Raw genomic sequence first — 15,105 nt, 5'->3', positions numbered from 1 at the left:
ATTATCCCGCCCCGTCCGGCGGGCTCGGCTTGACTTTGGTCTCACCGGCGTAGCGGGCGGTGATCGCCTCGGCCCGGTCACGCAGGGAAACGCGTAACCAAGGCGGGGCAACGGCTTCCGCGTCCGCGGCGAGCTGCCACAACGCCCATTCGGCGTGCCGGGCGTCTTGGAAGGTCACCTCCATCCGCAGCCTGCCGTCTTCGTCGGTTTCCTCCGCGAGGACGGCCAGCGCGGTGCTTACCAGCTGGTCGCGCCGGGCCGGATCCACCCGCACCTCGACCGCGACCTGGTCCCCGCCGGCCCGGAACCGCGTGCTGCGTTCCTGCCACGTCCGGCCGAGGTCGACCCGGTCCGGACGTTCGGCGGGTTCGGGAAGTTCTTCGGCTGCTCGCAGTCGGGACAGCCGGTAAGTACGGTCCTCGCCGGACCTCGTGGCCAGCAGATAACCCTGATCCCGGACGGTGACCAGGCCGATCGGGTCCACCGTGCGCCACCGCGGTGCCTGACCCGAGGCCGCGTAATGGATGCGCAGCTTGTGCCCGGCGAACACCGCGCGCCGGACCTCGGCGACGATGGCGTCGGGGACCTCCTCGGCCGCCACCCGGCGCGAGAGGAGATCGATCTCCGGATCGATGAGCAGTCGCCTGGCCGCACCCGCCGCGGTGTCCCGCTGCCCTTCCGGCAGCGCGTCGACCACCTTGAGCATGGCCGACGCGAGCGCGGAACCGAGGCCGAACGCCTGCGCGCCGCGCCGTGACCCGGCGATCAGCAGAGCGAGCGCCTCGTCGTGGTTCAGCCCGGTGAGTTCCGTCTGGAAACCGGGCAGCAACGCGAAACCGCCGTGCCTGCCGCGTTCGGCGTAGACCGGGACACCCGCCGCCGACAACGCTTCGATGTCGCGCAGCACGGTGCGGGTGGACACCTCCAGCTCGCGGGCGAGCGTGGTCGCGGACAGCCTGCCGCGGTGCCGCAACAGCAGCACCAGGGAGACCAGCCGGTCGGCGCGCACGCGGAAACTCTAGCGGAATACACGACACAGGATGTCGTGTATTCGCTGCGAAGCTCATCCCCATGACAAGCAGGACTGTGGCCACTGAGCCGAACGATCTGGGCAGGTTCTTCATCGAACGGGGCAACGCGGGCGATGTCGACGGGCTGGTGGCGTTGTACGAACCGGACGCCGTGCTGGCGTTCCCGCCGGGCAACATCGCGAAAGGGCACGCTGAGATCCGCAAGGTGTACGAGGAGTTCGTCGCGGCCGCGCCGGAACTCCTGCCGGGCAGGCAGCATCCGGCGCTGGCGGGCGGCGACCTGGCGCTCACGGCGACCACGCTGACCACCGGTGAGTCGACCATCGAGGTCGCTCGCCGCCAGCCCGACGGATCCTGGCTCTGGGCGCTGGACCAGCCGGTGTTCGTGCCGTGACGGGAACGGCCTGCCGGTGACGGGCTCCGTCGCCGGCAGGCCGTGCGCGGCGTCAGGCCGTGCAGTTCCTGGCGGAACCCGTGTTCACCTTGGCGCCGGTGAACTCCTCGATGATCGCGACGTTCTCCGGGGCGTAGTTCTTGGCGACGATCTTCGCCACGTCCGCACTGCCGAGTTTGGCGGCGTGAGGCGCGGATTGATCCAGCCAGTAGGCCGTCCGGAGGAATTCGGTGAGCACGAATTCGCGCAATTCGGGCTGGGCCTTGATCTTGGCCCAGTAATCGGGATGGTTCGTCTTGGCGACGCGCAGGTAGAGCTGGAGGTAGCGCAGGTTCGTGGCCGCGATGTCGCGGGAATTGCTCGCGCCCACTCCTTGGATGTATTCGGCGACGACGGTCGCCGCGGGCAACCCCATGAGCCCGGCGTTGAGTTCCGCGATGACCCCTTGGATCCGGTACGACCCCTGCTGCTGGTCGCGCAGGTAGATGTCGTCCATCGAACGCGTGAGGTCGTCCGTGATCAGCGGCAGTATTTCGCGGCGGGGGAATCCGCCGTGGATCGGGACCTTCATCGCCTTGCGGGAAGCGTCGATCCACGCGGAGACGTACACGTCCCACGAGGTTCTCGACGGATCCAGATCCCACATGTGGGTTTCTTCGTGGATCGCCACCATCAGGGACTCGGCGAGCGCGTTGAAGCTGTTCTTGTTCACGAACTGGCTGAAGTACTTGTCCTTGGCCTGGGCGATCGCGAGGCCTTCGCCGCTGGGCCAGCGCCGCTTGTAGACGGCTTGGATCGTCTGAAGCCATTTCGCGGACTGGAAACCGGCCTTTATGTCACTTACATCGGCTTTCGGTTGGACGGGTTCTTCATAACAGAAGGGAGCCGCAGCCTCTTGAGCGGCGGCGGCGACGGGAAATGGGGTGAGGGACAGGACGAGGCACGCGGTCAGCACGGTAATGCGATTTCGGCGCATGAAGACCTCGGTTCACGGTAGGGTTTTCCGTGGGTCGGAGCGAAGTGTCCCCTATCGATCACCGTCACTTCAATGATCCGGCTCGGACTGCGGCTGGACAGGCTAGGAATTATGGCGGCGAACGGGCTATTCCGCGGCGAGCCGGGATCGGCGCATGCTGTAACCGAAGTAGATGAGCAGGCCGAGCGCCATCCAGCCGGCGAAGACGATCCAGGTGGCGCCGTCGAGGCTGAGCATCATGTAGCCGCAGCACGCCACCCCGAGGATCGGCGTGACGGGGGAGAACGGCACCCGGAACGAGCGCGGCGCCTCCGGTTGCCGCCGTCGCAGCAGCAGGACGGCGACGTTCACGAGCCCGAAGGCGAAGAGCGTGCCGATACTGGTGGCGTCGGCCAGCTTCCCGAGCGGGATGAACGCGGCCAGCGCCGCGACGAAACCGGACACCACGAAGGTGTTGATCCGGGGCGTGCCCGTCTTGGGATCCACTTTGGACAGTGAGGCGGGCACCAGGCCGTCGCGGGACATCGAGTACAGGATGCGTGTCTGTCCGTAGAGGACGGTCAGCACGACACTGGAGATCGCCACGATCGCGCCGACGGCGAGCAGCGCCGCCCACAACGGGTTGCCCGCCACGACGCCGAGCACATGCGAGAGCGCGGCTTCCTGGCCGTCGAACTCCTGCCACGGCAGCGCGCCGACCGCGGCCACCGCGACCAGGCAGTACAGCACGGTGACGATGGCGAGCGAGAGCAGGATCGCCCTCGGCAGGTCACGCTGCGGGTTCTTCGCCTCCTCGCCCGCCGTGGACGCCGCGTCGAAACCGATGTAGGAGAAGAACAGTTTCGCGGCGCCGGCGCTCAGCCCGGCCAGGCCGAGCGGCAGGAACGGGGTGAAGTTCGCCGCCCGTACCGCCGAGAACGCGATCGCGCAGAACAGCACCAGCGTGCCGACCTTGATCACGACCATGACCGCGTTGGCCCGCGCGCTCTCCTTCGCGCCGGACAGCAACAGGAACATGGCGAGCAGCACGACGACGATGGCCGGGACGTTGACGATCCCGCCCGAGCCCGGCGGCTGGCTCAGCGCGTCGGGAATGGCGAAACCGAAGGTCAGCCGCAGCAGTTCGTTGAGATACTGCCCCCAGCCGACGGCGACCGACGCCACCGAGACGCCGTACTCGAGCACCAGGCACCAGCCGCAGACCCAGGCGACCAGTTCGCCGAGCGTGGCGTACGCGTAGGAGTAGGACGAGCCGGACACCGGGATCATTCCGGCCAGTTCGGCGTAGGAGAGCGCCGAGAACAGCGCGGTGACGCCGGCGAGCACGAACGACAGCACGACCGCGGGGCCCGCCACGGGGACCGCTTCGCCGAGCACGACGAAGATCCCGCTGCCCAGCGTCGCGCCGATGCTGAGCATGGTCAGCTGCCCGAGGCCGAGGGAACGCTTCAGCGTGCCGTGATCACTGTCGGTGATCAGATCGGCGACCGGTTTACGCCGCACCGCCGCGGCTCGCAAATTCATGACGACGACCGTATCCGCCGCCTCGGGAACCGGCGGGCCCGGCTATCGCCCGGCGAGCTGCCGGTCGTGTATTCGGCGCCAGACCAGCAAAGAAAGCACCGCGCCGCACAGACAGAGGAACATGTCCCACTGGGTGTCCCAGACATCCCCTTGCGTGCCCAGGAAGTCGTCCGCGCCCGAACCGGCGATGAGTGAGCTGGCCCACTCCACGAATTCGAAGCCGGCGGAGATCGACAGGCAGACACAGACGGTCAGGAACGAGACCCAGCCGCCGGTCCGGAGCGGGGTCCGGCGCAGCAGCACTTCGCGTACGGCGACCGCCGGGACGAAACCCTGGACGACGTGGGCGAACCGGTCGTAGTTGTTCCGCTGAGTGCCCAGCCAGTCCTGCACCCATTCCCCGGCCGGGGTCTCCGCGTAGGTGTACTGCCCGCCGTAACACAGCACGAGCGCGTGCAACACGAGCAGCCAGCAGAGCAAGCGGGTCAAGGGGAAACGTTTGCGCAGCACCACCACCAGCGGCAGCCCGATCAGCACCCAGACGACTTCCATCAGCCAGGTACCGGGGGATTTGGCCTGGACTCCGGTCGTCACGAGTGCGGCGACCACCACGCCGGCCAGCAGGGTCCCTTCCGTCCGGCCGACACCGCGCACCATGGGAGGGACCCTACTTCGACGGGCTCCGACTTGCTCAGTTCAGCTTGCGCATGTCGGCGGGCAGGCCGCCGCCGGCGTAGACGTCCTCGGCGAGCTTCGCCAGCGCGGTGAGCGCGACGTTCTGGCTGAACGGCCCGTAGGACACCCGGGAGACGCCGAGCTTCTGCGCGGTGGCCAGCGGGATCGAGCCCGGGACGCCGATCAGGTTCACCTTGCGCTCGCCCAGCGCCTCGACCAGCTTGGCGACCTGGGTCTCGTCGAGCTTGCCGGGCACGAAGACGTTCGACGCGCCCGCGTCCAGGTACGCGCGGCCGCGCGTGATGGCGTCGGCCAGCACCTCTTCGGGGTCACGGTCGCCCGCCCGGAGGAAGGCGTCGGTGCGGGCGTTGAGCACGAAGTCGATACCGGCCGACTGGGCGGCGGCGACCGCGGCCTCGACGGCCTTGACCGACTCGGCCAGCGGTTTCATCTGGTCTTCGAGGTTGCAGCCGACCGCGCCGACCTCGATCGCGCGGGCGACCGTGCCGCCCGGGTCTCCGTAGCCCGCTTCGAGGTCAGCGGTGACCGGAAGATCTCCCGCCGTCCGGACGATCAGGGCGACCTCGGCGATCATTTCGTCGCGCGGGATCACCTCGCCGTCGGGATAGCCGCGGGAGGCGGCGATACCGTGGCTCGGCGTGGCGAGCGCCTGGGTGCCGGGGGTCTCGGCGACGACCTTCGCGGTGATCGCGTCCCAGACGTTGACGACGAGCAGCAGTTCGGGGGCGGCGTGCAATTCCTGCAGCCGTGTGGCCTTCTCGGCGGTGGAAACCATGTCTCCAATCTAGAGGTTTCGCAGGATTCCTGTTACGCGTCGGGCCGAGGTCGCGACTGGTAGTCGTAGCACGTTCGAGGGAGGTCCCGTGGAACTGACGATCAACGCCGCCGGCGACGAACAAGCGCTGACCGAGTTCTACAGCTGGCTCCGCGACGACGTCGACGTGGCGCGGTCCGCGACGATCAACCTCGCGGGGGCGCGGGCCACGGGGGAGATGGGGGTCTTCGAGGTCATCTGCATGTCCATCGGGTCCCTGACCGGCTTGGCGAACTTGGGCATCGCTTGGGGTAACTTTCTTCGCTCCCGCAAGGAAACACCGCCGTTCACCATCACGATCGAAGGAGAGGTGACCGCGGAGCAGCGCGCCATGCTCCGAAACCTGGATCTGCCATTCAGTCGGCCAGGAGATGACGAGTGACGGTGTACCGGCCGCAGCTTCCCGATCCGCGAAAGTCGAGGGCCGTACTGGTCGGTGTCTCGGAGTACACGACACTCGAAGGTCTGCCTGGCGTCGAGAACAACATCGCGACGTTGCACGAGGCGATGACCGACCCGGAATTGTGGGGACTGCCTGCGGAGCATTGTGTCGCCCTGCTCAATCCAGCGTCCCCCGACGAGGTGCTTGATGCCGTCCACCAGGCCGCTTCGGAAGCCACTGACGCGTTGCTGTTCTACTACGCGGGACACGGCTTACTGGACAACAGGTTCGAGTTGTACCTGGCGCTGCCGGGAGCCGACAACGATCGGCTGTACCGGGCGGTGCGTTACGACGACATCCGCCGCGAAGTTGTCGGGACCGCGTTGTCCTGCTACGGCAAAGTCGTGCTGCTCGACTGCTGTTACAGCGGCCGAGCCCTTCAAGGGGGCATGGGCGGTTCGGTAGACGATCTGGCGGATCAGGCGAGGGTGGACGGCACGTACTTGATGACCGCGACGGCCGAAACACGCAAGGCATTGGCACCGCCAGGCGAGCGCTACACCGCGTTCACCGGTGCGCTCGTCGACAAGCTGACTCGCGGACTGCCCGACGGCCCAGCCCTTCTCGACATGGAGACGCTGTTCCATCACATGAAGGCGGATCTGCAAGCCCGGCACTTCCCCGTGCCGCAGCAACGCAGCCGCAACGACGGCAGGGCGATCGCGCTCGTGCGTAATCGGTGGGGCATCGGACAGCGCGCGCCGGTGGAACGGCCGCGGGTCGAGCAGCGGGTGCTTCCGCAGATGCCGAAGGGTTTCGAAGCCTCGTTGAGGCACCGCCCTGTTGACATGTACGCCGTGGTACAGGAATTACGGGCGCGCCGGCAGGATGAACTCGCCCAGCAGATCCTTGCCGCTTGCGCCGCGACGCGGCCGGATCAAGAGGTCGCGGCGATCGTCGGGTTGCTTCGTCGTTCGGGAGCGACCACTGATGTGGTGAACGTGCTCGCGACGGCCGGGCGGCGCGAGCCCGATGACGTTCTGCGGATCGTGAACGCCTTGCACGACACAGATCTACCGAGCGAGGCGAGCCTTCTGATCCGTGCGGCCGGACACGGTGCGGTCGGTGACGCGGCCGCTTTGGCGCATCTGCTGCAGGAACACGGTCGCGGGGGCGACCTCGTGGAGCTGCTTGACGCGGCACTCGACTCCGCACAGGCCTCATCGTCTTTGATCGATCTGGTCAACGCACTTTGGGTCGCCGGACTTCGCGACGAGGTCGACAGCTTGATCGAACGCACCGTGACCAAGCTGCCCGCGTCGGCGGTACTCGCGCTGGCCGACGAGCTGCGGTCCGTGGGCAGAGAAGAGACGGCCTTCGGTTTGTACGCGGCTTCCGCAGACACGGTGGCGTCGCGGCCGCCCGAGGTCGTGGCCCAACTCTGCCACGCGATGATCGAGGCGGGGCGGACGGCTGATGGTGACCGGCTGGCGCAAGCGGTTATCGACAGGACAACTGCGAGCCGGGAGGTTCTCGAGGTCGCACTCGCTTTCTGGAGTGTCGGTCAGGAAGGCCCCGCTGAACGGGTCTTGACTCGAGCGGCTGAAGTCTTGTCGAACGCCGACGTGATCACTCTCGTGGCCGAGTTGAGGGCGCGCGAACTCGACGACGCGGCACACCGATTCTGCTTGCGAGGGATGGTGAGCAGGTCCGCTCGATCCATTCAGGAGATCATCGCGGCGCTTCGTGACGAGGGCTGGCCGGTCCTCGCGAAGGAATTGCTGGAAGGGACGGCGGCTCAGGCGCCGCCGGGAACGGTCGTCGACCTTCTCCGGCTGTGTTCAGTGGGTGACCGGCAGCGAGTCCTGCGTGTGTCGAGCGAACGTGAGCAGCATGATGTGGCTCAGTTGATGAAGATGCTGGCGGCTGCGCATCCGGCCATCGCGCGGGAGTTCGCAGACCGGGTCATGACGAAGTTCACGACGGGGAACGAGATGGTCCCGGTCATCTTCCGAGGTCTTGATGCACAGGCCAAGGAGCAGATGCTTGCGAGTATCGTCGAAACGGGCGACGGCCCGGGACTCGTGACCTTGCTGAACGGGTTGTCCGCGGCGGACGCGAAGCATCTGATGTTCTTGACCGTCCGATCCGGCCCCGTCAAATTCTTGTCAGTCGAGTGCGAAATGGCGGAAAGCCCCTCCAGATCGCGAGAATTGACGCTCCGTCTTCTTTCGGGGCAGCCGGTGACCAGACTGGCGGCACTCATCAAGGGGCTCTTGCCCACCTCTAACGGAAAGTACTATGTCGACGCCCTTCTGACGGAGGTCGCGGAACCTGGTCGTGGATTTCCGGCCATCGCGCAAGAGGTGACCTTCCTCTTCGACGAGGAAGAAGAGATGGTGGGAAGGCTTTTGCTGCACAAGGCATTGGCCGGGCGATCCGCGAACGATCTCGCGAGCTTCGTCCACGCGCTCCGCATCGAGGGGCGTCCCGTGGTGCTTGCGGCTGTAGCGGCATGGGTGAAGGAGACCTACGACAGGGTCGGCGCGACTGATGGCATCCTGCGGCAGATCGGGCTCGCCGAGTATGCCAGCCGTCGTTCCCTCTTCGGAAAACGCGGCAGGGACTGACGGCTTCACGCGCCGCTTCCCAGCCACCGCAACGTTTCCAGCGCCACAGCCACATCCACCGCGTTCTCCGCCAACGGCCGGGGCAGCAGTTCGTCGGCCCGCGCCAGCCGCCGGACGACGGTGTTCCGATGGGTGTAGAGCCGTTCCGCGGTCCGCGTCGTATTGCCGAGCTCGTGTACGTAGGCCCGCACGGTCTCCCGGGTCTCGGCGTCGGCGTGCCGGAGTTCGCCGAGGGTGTCGGCGATGAACTCGCCCGCTTGCGCCGGATCGCCGGTGAGCAGGGCGAGCAGCTGGATGTCCTGGTACCGCGCGATCTGCTGCGGTGAGGTGAGCCGGGCGAGCATCCGCTGGGTGGCGGCGGCGTCCAGATGGCTGCGGCGGAAACCGTCGATCCCGCCGCCGGGCCGCCCCAGCGCGACCCGGACGTCGGGGTGCGGCGCGAGGTCTTCGGCGAGCCGGTCCGTGCGCGGCGGCGTCCGGGCGGGCAGCCAGACCCACAGCGCGGCGGCGCTGGCGACGACCGTCAGCCGGTGTGAAGCGCCGCTGGCCCGCATGAGCGTTTCCGCGGCGGTTTCGAGCTGCTGGGACGACGGCGTCGCCGAGCCGCTCCAGACGATCGCGGCCGTATGCGGGCCGGCGAGCGGGTAGCCGAGCTGGGCTTCGGCGCGCGAGCGGCTGATGGGCGCGCCTTCCAGCAGGAGCGTGACCGTCGCCCGCCGTTCGGCGTGGGCGCCGCGGGTCAGCTCCGTGCGCTCGGCGGCCATCCGTTCCGACACCGCGGCGACGGTGTCCTCGATGAACGTGGTGATCGACAGCGACGAGACGTCGAGCAGTTCGCGGAGCAGGACCGGGTCGGACGTGAGGTCGAAACAGATCTCGATCCACCGCCGCCAGGCCACTCCTTGCGCCCGCCGGTAGGCGTCGAGGCCGCCGGAGTCGAAGCCGCGGCGCACCATGTCGCGGGCGCCGTCGAGCACCTCCTGGTTCAGATTGGCGGCGACCCGTTCACCGGGCCGCTGCACGTTGGCGGCCGCCCAGTGCAGCAGATTCGCCAGGTTCGCGCGTTTGGTGCCTTCGGTGAGCACGGGGTCCTCGGCGACCGCGCGCATGCTGTCCCCGCCGAGCGACGCTTCGTGCAGCTCCTCGATCCATTCGGCGCGAGGATGCAGCACGATCTCCGCCCCTCGCCGGAAGAGGTCACGCGCCTCGGGCGACAGCGTCGGCCACGGCGATGCGGCACTTTGCACCATGAGTGCATCATGATGGTGCAGATAGTGCTAGCGCAACTCCCCGGTGGACCCGCATCGTGGAGGGAACCGAGACGAGGCTGGAGTACCGCATGACGACGAGCACACCCGTCGAGCACCTCGACGTGGTCATCATCGGTGCCGGGATTTCCGGGATCGGGGCCGCGCGCTACCTGAAGACCGAGAACCCGGGCAAGACGTTCGCCATCCTGGAGGCCCGCGGCACGTCCGGCGGCACCTGGGACCTGTTCCGCTACCCGGGCATCCGCTCCGACTCCGACCTCCACACCTTCGGCTACGAGTTCAAGCCGTGGCGGGACAAGCAGTCCATCGCCGACGCGCCCCGGATCCTGTCCTATCTGCGCGAAACGGTCGCCGAGAACGGCCTGGAACCCAGCATCCGCTACCACCACAAGCTGCTCTCGGCCGCCTGGTCGAGTGACGAGGCGCGCTGGCTGCTCGAGATCGAGCGGACCGACACCGGTGAGCGCACCAGCCTCAGCGCGGGCTGGCTGTTCAACGCGGGCGGCTATTACCGCTACGACGAGGGCTTCACGCCGCGCTTCGAGGGCCGGGACCGCTTCGCCGGCACGATCGTGCACCCGCAGCATTGGCCGGAGGACCTCGACTACGCGGGCAAGCGCGTCGTCGTGATCGGCAGCGGGGCCACCGCGGTCACCCTGGTCCCGGCGATGGCGGGGACCGCGGCGCACGTGACGATGCTGCAGCGCACCCCGACCTACGTCATGCCGGTGCCGCGCGAGGACAAGATCGCGAACGGCCTGCGCAAGATCCTCGGCGACGAGCGGGCCTACGCGCTCACCCGCCGCAAGAACATCCGGAAAGGGCTCGCGGTCTGGCAGTTCTGCCAGAAGTTCCCGAAGACCGCCCGCGGGCTCATCCGCTACGTCAACAAGAAGCAGCTTCCCGAGGGCTATCCGGTCGACGAGCATTTCAACCCGCCGTACGACCCGTGGGACCAGCGGCTGTGCGCCGTGCCCGGCGGCGACCTGTTCGCCGCCATCCGGCAGGGGCAGGCCGACGTCGTCACCGACAAGATCGCGACCTTCACCGAGAAGGGGATCCTGCTCGAATCCGGGCGGGAACTGGAAGCGGACATCATCGTCACCGCCACCGGACTGAACCTCCAGGTGTTCGGCGGGGCGGCGTTCACCGTCGACGGCAAACCGGTGATCATGTCCGAAACCGTCGCCTACAAGGGAATGATGCTTTCGGACGTGCCGAACGCCGCGTTCGCGATCGGCTACACGAACTCGTCGTGGACGCTCAAGATCGGCTTGCTGTGCGAGCATTTCTGCCGCCTGCTGACGCATATGGACACCCGCGGCTACGACGTCTGCCGTCCCGTCCTCGCCGATCCGGACATGCCGACGCGGCCGTTCCTGGACTTCGCCGCCGGGTACGTCCAGAGGGCTCTCGACCAGCTCCCGCGTCAGGGTGACCGCATGCCGTGGCTGACGTCGATGAGCTACCACTCGGACATCAAGTTGCTGCGCGCGGACGACATCACCGATCCGGAGCTGCACTTCTCGCGTGCCAAGGTTCGGGAAGCGGTGAGCTCGTGACCGACAATTTCGCCGAACTCCCCGGCGGCCCGCGGCTCTGTTATCGCGAGGACGGCCCGGCCGACGGTGTACCGCTGGTGCTGATCGCCGGCCTCGGCCTGGATCTCACGTCGTGGCCGCGGCCGATGATCGAGGGGTTCACCGGCCGCGGCTTCCGCGTGATCCGGTTCGACAACCGGGACGCGGGCCGTTCGGATCGCATCAAGGCGCCGAATCCGGGCAAGCTTCGGCAACTGCTGGCCAAACCGCTGCCCGGCGCGTACGACCTGGGGGACATGGCGGCGGACACCGTCGGCCTGCTGGATCACCTGGGCGTCCGGAAGACGCATCTGGTCGGCATGTCGATGGGCGGCATGATCGCCCAGACCGTCGCCGCCAGGAACCCCGATCGCGTCCTGTCGCTCACGTCGATCTTCTCCACCACCGGACATCGCCGCGTCGGGCAGCCGGCGAAGTCGACGTTGGTGCGCATGGCGAGGCGGCCCGCCCGGACGGTCGAAGAATCCGTGGCCGGGCACCTGTCGCTGATGGGCCACCTCGGTTCGGCCACGTTCCCGCTGGACAAGGACGTCGAAACGGCCTGGGCCGAAGGCCTGTGGGAACGCGCCGGGGGACGGCGTGCCCGCAGCGGTATCGCCCGCCAGATCGGCGCGATCCAGGCCAGTGGCGACCGCACCGCCGAACTCCGCCGCATCACCTGCCCGACGGTCGTGGTCCACGGCGACACCGACCGCATGGTCCACCACACCGGCGGTCGCGCGACCGCGAAGGCCATCAGCGGCGCCCGCTACGTCGAAATCCCCGGCATGGGGCATCACATCGCCCCGGACCTCGTCGACAGGCTCGTGGAGCTCACCGCCGAAGTGGCCCTCGACCCGGCAGGAGAAACCCGATGAGCAGCGTTCGCGGCAAGGTCGCCGTCGTCACCGGCGCCGGTTCCGGCATCGGCCGTCAGCTGGCCCTCGAACTCGCGCGGCGCGGAGCGCGGGTCGCGGTGTCCGATGTGGACGAAAGCGGGCTGGCCGAGACCGTCGCAGAGGTCAAGGCCCTGGGCGCGGAAGTGCAGGGCGCCGCGCTCGACGTCAGCGACCGGGCGGCCGTCCAGGAGTACGCGGTCACCGTCGCCGGGCAGTTCGGTGTGGTGCACCAGATCTACAACAACGCGGGGATCGCCGGCGGCGGGCAGACCGTGCTCGACGCCGAATGGGAACTGTACGACCGCACGCTCGCGGTCAACCTCTTCGGCGTCATCAACGGCACCAAGGCCTTCCTGCCGCATCTGATCGACTCCGGCGACGGCCAGGTCGTGAACGTCTCCAGCCTCAACGGTTTCCTGGCCCAGCCGACGCTCAGTGCCTACTGCGCCAGCAAGTTCGGCGTCCGCGGGTTCACCGAGGCGCTGCGCACGGAGATGATCGCGGGCGGACATCCGGTGCGGGTCACGGTCGTCCACCCGGGCGGCGTCAAGACCGGCATCGCCTCGGCGGCGTTGAAGGAAGCCGAGGCCCGCGGCATCGAGCCCACCGCCGAACAGCGGGAACGCGTCCGCGTGTACAACGAAAAGCTGCTGAAGATGCCGGCGGATCAGGCCGCGCGCATCATCCTCGACGGGGTCGAGGCCGGGAAACCGCGGGTGCTCGTCGGAAACGACGCGAAACTGGTCGACCGGCTCGTCCGGCTGCTCCCGCGCTGGTACCCGAAGCTGATCGTCGACTTCGAACGGCGGCGTCTCGCTCGCTAGGCATCGACGCTCCGGTGCCCGAACAGGCCGAGCAGCCAGGTGTAGCGGACGGCTTCACGTGCTTGGCCGTAGGCGTCTTCGGTGCCGATCCAGATGGCCTGCGTGATCAGCTCGATGGTGGCGGCGACGACCGTGCGCGCGGTGAACGGCGGCGGTGGCGGCAGCGCGGGATCGGTGGCACGCAGCCATTCCGCCGTCCGATCGAAGACGGCTTCCCCGGCGCGCAAGGTTTTCTCCCGTGCTTCGAGCCCCGCGTCGCCGAGCGCGTAGATCTCCAGCAGCGCGGCGCGGACGGCCGTGGGGCGCCGGTGCACGTAGTCGACGAGGAAATCGCAGCAGACGGCGACGGCGTCCATCGGAGTGGCGGCCTCGGCGCCCGCGGCGACGCCCTGGGTGATGAACTCGGTGGTGATCGCGCGGTAGGCGGCGAGGAACGCGTCCTGTTTGCCGGTGAACTGCTCGTAGAACGAGGTCCGTGACACGCCCGCCGTCGCGGTGATGTGCCCGACGGTGGTGGCGACGTAGCCGCGTTTGCCGGTGTTCTCCAGTACCGCGTCGATCAGCCGGGCCCGCTGGGTTCCGGCGACCTCGTCGCGGCTGAGGTTGTGCGGCCCCTTCGGCAGCTTGCGGTGCTCGGTCACGTGCCGCACCGTACCGGTCTCCGAAATCCGTGAAGGCCTCCTTCCCTACTGTCAGGGTAGGGAAGGAGGCCTTCACGGACCGAGCGGTCAGCTGACCGGCACCTCCGGGGCAAGGGAGTTCCCGGGCGCGATCTTCCCGCAGCTGGATGGCGCGGTCTTGCCCGCGAACCGGTCGTTGAGCCAGCCGATGGCCTGCGGCGCCCAGGCGACGGCCGCCCCGACGTGGCTCAACAGGTCGTACTGGTCGTATTTGATCGACTTGTTGCCGGTGTCGCAGTACTGCCGGGCGAGCGAGCGCACGTCACCGGCGACCATCACGCCGTCACCGGTCCCGATCCCCGGCGGATTGCCGAAAGTACCTTCCAGGGCACCGTTGTTGCCCTGCGCGATGTAGCCGGGCACGGTGGGCGTCGGTGCGGAGCCGAGGTTGATCTTGTTCACGGCCTCGACGTACGGCAGCACCTTGTTCGGGTTGACGTACTCGGGTTTGACGAATTTCTCCCACGTCAGCCCGGGATACCGGCCGAGCGCGTCGACGATCGACGCCTTCTCCATGTCCTTGAGCACCTGGAGTCCGTAAGAATTCGCGTACGGCTTGAGATCGATGCCGAAGGAGCGCGAGACCCCAATGAGCGCCATCGGAATGACACCGGTCCACGCGACACTGCCGTTGACGTATTTGAGATTGTGCGACGGCTTGACGAGCACGCCGCCTTCGGTGAAACCGACGAGATTCTTGTCGACCTCAGGCGCGTAATCCCGCGCGAGCCCGGCCGCCCAGCCCGTCGCGATGGCACCGCCCGAATAGCCGATGAGCCCGAACCGGGTCTTGTCGTTCATTCCCGCCCCCGGCGACCTCGTCGCGGCGCGGATGGAATCCAGGGTGTTCGTCCCGTATTCCGGCCCGGCGGCGAAATTCGCCTGCTGGCCTTCGGTGTCGGGGATGACGACGTTGTAGCCCAGCAACAGCGCGGGCGCGATGAACAGCGATTCCGCGTTGGCGATCAGGCCGCCGAGCGAGACGTCACCGGCGATCGCCCTCGACGGGCCGTGCTCGGGATTGAGCGAATCGTAGAACGATTGGTACGAAACGGCTTTGGTGCTGTCGCCGGTGAGGCTGCGCAGCACCGAAGTGACGTTGGCGGACGGCTTTCCCTGCGCGTCGGTGGTCCGGTAGAGCAGCTGGGTCACCTTGAGCGGCGTGGAAATGCTGATCACGTGGTAATTGAGCGTCCGGGTCTTCAGAACGGTTCCGGGGCTGTATGAAGACAACGGTTCGCTGCCGTCGTAGCTGTAGAACGAGTCGGTCGTAGGGGCGGCGGAGGCGGCGGGCGCGGCGGCGAAACCGACGATGAGGGCGATCGCGACGGCCAGCAGTCGAGCGGGCTTTCGGGTCATGACTCCCCTTTGAATCATGAAGTGGATCACGTTTTGGATGTTCGG

Annotated in this window: 14 protein-coding genes; 6 read left to right on the top strand and 8 right to left on the bottom strand. The window is 67.7% G+C overall.

Annotated elements, in window-relative coordinates:
* Window position 1: 1 nt before the first annotated feature.
* Entirely contained in the window at window positions 2–1,009 is a 1,008-nt protein-coding gene (locus ACIRGA_RS15230; RefSeq protein WP_400941240.1) for a helix-turn-helix transcriptional regulator, read from the bottom strand.
* Between the two features lie 77 nt (window positions 1,010–1,086).
* On the opposite strand from ACIRGA_RS15230, the gene ACIRGA_RS15225 reads away from it, so the two are divergent.
* On the top strand, window positions 1,087–1,425 hold the full coding sequence (locus ACIRGA_RS15225; RefSeq protein ID WP_400941432.1) for a YybH family protein: 339 nt from the start codon (window positions 1,087–1,089) through the stop codon (window positions 1,423–1,425).
* A gap of 52 nt (window positions 1,426–1,477) precedes the next feature.
* Here ACIRGA_RS15225 and ACIRGA_RS15220 read toward each other — a convergent pair whose 3' ends face one another.
* From ACIRGA_RS15220 to ACIRGA_RS15205, 4 genes are all read right to left on the bottom strand, one after another.
* On the bottom strand, window positions 1,478–2,401 hold the full coding sequence (locus ACIRGA_RS15220; RefSeq protein ID WP_400941237.1) for a hypothetical protein: 924 nt from the start codon (window positions 2,399–2,401) through the stop codon (window positions 1,478–1,480).
* A gap of 126 nt (window positions 2,402–2,527) precedes the next feature.
* Window positions 2,528–3,925: an amino acid permease gene (locus ACIRGA_RS15215; RefSeq protein WP_400941234.1), complete on the bottom strand. Its 1,398-nt coding sequence runs from the start codon at window positions 3,923–3,925 to the stop codon at window positions 2,528–2,530.
* Between the two features lie 42 nt (window positions 3,926–3,967).
* Window positions 3,968–4,582, bottom strand: a complete 615-nt coding sequence (locus ACIRGA_RS15210) for a DUF2238 domain-containing protein (RefSeq protein ID WP_400941231.1) — start codon at window positions 4,580–4,582, stop codon at window positions 3,968–3,970.
* Window positions 4,583–4,616: 34 nt separating this feature from the next.
* Window positions 4,617–5,396, bottom strand: a complete 780-nt coding sequence (locus ACIRGA_RS15205; RefSeq protein ID WP_400941228.1) for an isocitrate lyase/phosphoenolpyruvate mutase family protein — start codon at window positions 5,394–5,396, stop codon at window positions 4,617–4,619.
* Window positions 5,397–5,484: 88 nt separating this feature from the next.
* Here ACIRGA_RS15205 and ACIRGA_RS15200 point away from each other — a divergent pair, with 88 nt between their 5' ends.
* Window positions 5,485–5,817, top strand: a complete 333-nt coding sequence (locus ACIRGA_RS15200; RefSeq protein WP_400941224.1) for a hypothetical protein — start codon at window positions 5,485–5,487, stop codon at window positions 5,815–5,817.
* Window positions 5,814–8,447, top strand: coding sequence for a caspase family protein (locus ACIRGA_RS15195; RefSeq protein ID WP_400941221.1), 2,634 nt, complete (start codon window positions 5,814–5,816; stop codon window positions 8,445–8,447). Before ACIRGA_RS15200 ends, ACIRGA_RS15195 begins: the two co-directional genes overlap by 4 nt.
* Window positions 8,448–8,452: 5 nt before the next feature.
* Here the strand turns inward: ACIRGA_RS15195 and ACIRGA_RS15190 are convergent, their stop codons facing one another.
* Window positions 8,453–9,697 (bottom strand): PucR family transcriptional regulator, encoded by a 1,245-nt coding sequence (locus tag ACIRGA_RS15190; protein ID WP_400941218.1) that lies wholly within the window; start codon window positions 9,695–9,697, stop codon window positions 8,453–8,455.
* An 89-nt stretch (window positions 9,698–9,786) separates the two neighbouring features.
* Between ACIRGA_RS15190 and ACIRGA_RS15185 the strand changes: the two genes are divergently transcribed.
* The 3 genes from ACIRGA_RS15185 to ACIRGA_RS15175 are packed head-to-tail and all read left to right on the top strand — an operon-like array spanning window position 9,787 to window position 13,021.
* Window positions 9,787–11,280 carry a flavin-containing monooxygenase gene (locus ACIRGA_RS15185; protein ID WP_400941216.1) on the top strand — a complete coding sequence of 498 codons (1,494 nt, stop codon included), beginning with the start codon at window positions 9,787–9,789 and terminating at the stop codon, window positions 11,278–11,280.
* A complete protein-coding gene (locus tag ACIRGA_RS15180; RefSeq protein WP_400941213.1) occupies window positions 11,277–12,176 on the top strand; it encodes an alpha/beta fold hydrolase in 900 nt (299 codons plus the stop codon). The genes ACIRGA_RS15185 and ACIRGA_RS15180 overlap by 4 nt, the downstream gene beginning before the upstream one ends.
* On the top strand, window positions 12,173–13,021 hold the full coding sequence (locus ACIRGA_RS15175) for an SDR family NAD(P)-dependent oxidoreductase (RefSeq protein WP_400941211.1): 849 nt from the start codon (window positions 12,173–12,175) through the stop codon (window positions 13,019–13,021). The genes ACIRGA_RS15180 and ACIRGA_RS15175 overlap by 4 nt, the downstream gene beginning before the upstream one ends.
* Here the strand turns inward: ACIRGA_RS15175 and ACIRGA_RS15170 are convergent.
* Window positions 13,018–13,662 (bottom strand): TetR/AcrR family transcriptional regulator, encoded by a 645-nt coding sequence (locus ACIRGA_RS15170; RefSeq protein ID WP_400941209.1) that lies wholly within the window; start codon window positions 13,660–13,662, stop codon window positions 13,018–13,020. The two genes, ACIRGA_RS15175 and ACIRGA_RS15170, sit on opposite strands and share 4 nt — an antisense overlap.
* 87 nt (window positions 13,663–13,749) lie before the next feature.
* The gene (locus ACIRGA_RS15165) at window positions 13,750–15,060 is read right to left on the bottom strand and encodes a lipase family protein (protein ID WP_400941207.1); all 1,311 of its coding nucleotides are present in this window, start codon (window positions 15,058–15,060) and stop codon (window positions 13,750–13,752) included.
* Window positions 15,061–15,105 lie beyond the last annotated feature (45 nt).

Source organism: Amycolatopsis sp. NPDC102389, from assembly GCF_044765885.1.
In the GTDB taxonomy this organism is placed as follows: domain Bacteria; phylum Actinomycetota; class Actinomycetes; order Mycobacteriales; family Pseudonocardiaceae; genus Amycolatopsis.
This window is presented reverse-complemented; position numbering and strand designations above follow the sequence as displayed.

Bases quoted from the DNA above. Each gene is read 5' to 3' on its own strand.
- ACIRGA_RS15220 (WP_400941237.1), bottom strand. From the start codon at position 2,401: ATGCGCCGAAATCGCATTACCGTGCTGACCGCGTGCCTCGTCCTGTCC.
- ACIRGA_RS15215 (WP_400941234.1), bottom strand. From the start codon at position 3,925: ATGAATTTGCGAGCCGCGGCGGTGCGGCGTAAACCGGTCGCCGATCTG.
- ACIRGA_RS15210 (WP_400941231.1), bottom strand. From the start codon at position 4,582: ATGGTGCGCGGTGTCGGCCGGACGGAAGGGACCCTGCTGGCCGGCGTG.
- ACIRGA_RS15205 (WP_400941228.1), bottom strand. From the start codon at position 5,396: ATGGTTTCCACCGCCGAGAAGGCCACACGGCTGCAGGAATTGCACGCC.
- ACIRGA_RS15190 (WP_400941218.1), bottom strand. From the start codon at position 9,697: ATGGTGCAAAGTGCCGCATCGCCGTGGCCGACGCTGTCGCCCGAGGCG.
- ACIRGA_RS15185 (WP_400941216.1), top strand. From the start codon at position 9,787: ATGACGACGAGCACACCCGTCGAGCACCTCGACGTGGTCATCATCGGT.
- ACIRGA_RS15175 (WP_400941211.1), top strand. From the start codon at position 12,173: ATGAGCAGCGTTCGCGGCAAGGTCGCCGTCGTCACCGGCGCCGGTTCC.
- ACIRGA_RS15165 (WP_400941207.1), bottom strand. From the start codon at position 15,060: ATGACCCGAAAGCCCGCTCGACTGCTGGCCGTCGCGATCGCCCTCATC.